Source organism: Streptomyces sp. NPDC107581 (genome assembly GCF_055657175.1).
Genome location: NZ_JBVKBH010000070.1, coordinates 1 through 1,078, shown reverse-complemented (window position 1 = coordinate 1,078; position 1,078 = coordinate 1). Strand labels below are relative to the sequence as shown.

The following is a 1,078-nucleotide window of genomic DNA, read 5'->3' as shown; positions in this document are numbered from 1 at the left end:
GGAACGGCCGCCAGGGCCTGAGCAGCCATCGGTCGCAAGACCAACGATCCGACCGACGCGACCAGTTCACCCGTACCGTCAGCCAGCGTCACCGAGACACCCTCACCGGACTCCGACGGCGCCACCCGCACCCGCGCCGCCACCGCACCCGACGCATGCACCACCACACCACCCCACGCAAACGGCAAGACCAGCCCCTCGCCGTCCGTCGTCAGACCCACTACGTGCAACGCCGCGTCCAACAGCGCGGGATGCACCCCGAAGCCCGACACCTCCGTGCCCTGCGCCAATGCGACCTCGGCGAACAGCTCCTCGCCACGGCGCCACGCCGCCCGGGTCGCCTGGAACACCGGCCCGTACGCCAACCCACGGCCGGCCAACTCCGCATAGAAGTCGCCGAGCTCCACCGACGTGGCATCCACCGGCGGCCACACCGACAGACCGCCTTCCGTCGGACCCTCGACAGAACCACCTGCGTCAAGCGGGGTCAGCACACCGGCCGCATGTCGGATCCACTGGGCCGTAGCGGCGTTCTCGGGCTGGGTGTAGACGCCGACCGCCCGGTGGCCGGAGTCGTCCGGCTCGTCCACGGTGACCTGCACCCGCAGACCTCCCTGGGCCGGAAGCACCAGAGGCGTCTCGATGAGCAGTTCCTCGACGCGTCCGCATCCGGCCTCGTCGCCGGCCCGCACGACCATCTCGATCAACGCGGTCCCCGGTACGACCACCTGCCCGGCCACCACATGATCGGCCAGCCAGGGCTGCCCGGCCAGCGACAACCGACCCGTCAGCATCAGCCCGCCACTCGCCGGCAACGTCACCGCCGCACCCAGCAACGGGTGAGCGGCCGCTCCCATGCCGAGGTCCTCGGCGCGACTGCCCGTGGTCGGGTTCAGCCAGTAGCGCTGGCGCTGGAAGGCGTACGTCGGCAGGTCGACCCGACGCGCACCCGTCCCCGTGAACACCTTGTCCCAGCCGACCGGCACGCCCCGCACGAACACCTTCGCCAGCGCCGTGAGCAACGCCCGAGGCTCATCCCGACCACGACGCAACACCGGCAGCCACACCTCGGCAGCAG

Annotated in this window: 1 protein-coding gene; it reads right to left on the bottom strand. The window is 71.2% G+C overall.

Translation table 11 applies throughout. From position 1 onward, the window contains the following. On the bottom strand, nucleotides 1–1,022 hold a 1,022-nt coding region (locus ACZ7P3_RS42590), incomplete at its 3' end, for a polyketide synthase dehydratase domain-containing protein (RefSeq protein WP_472090060.1). Between the last annotated feature and the right edge of the window lie 56 nt (nucleotides 1,023–1,078).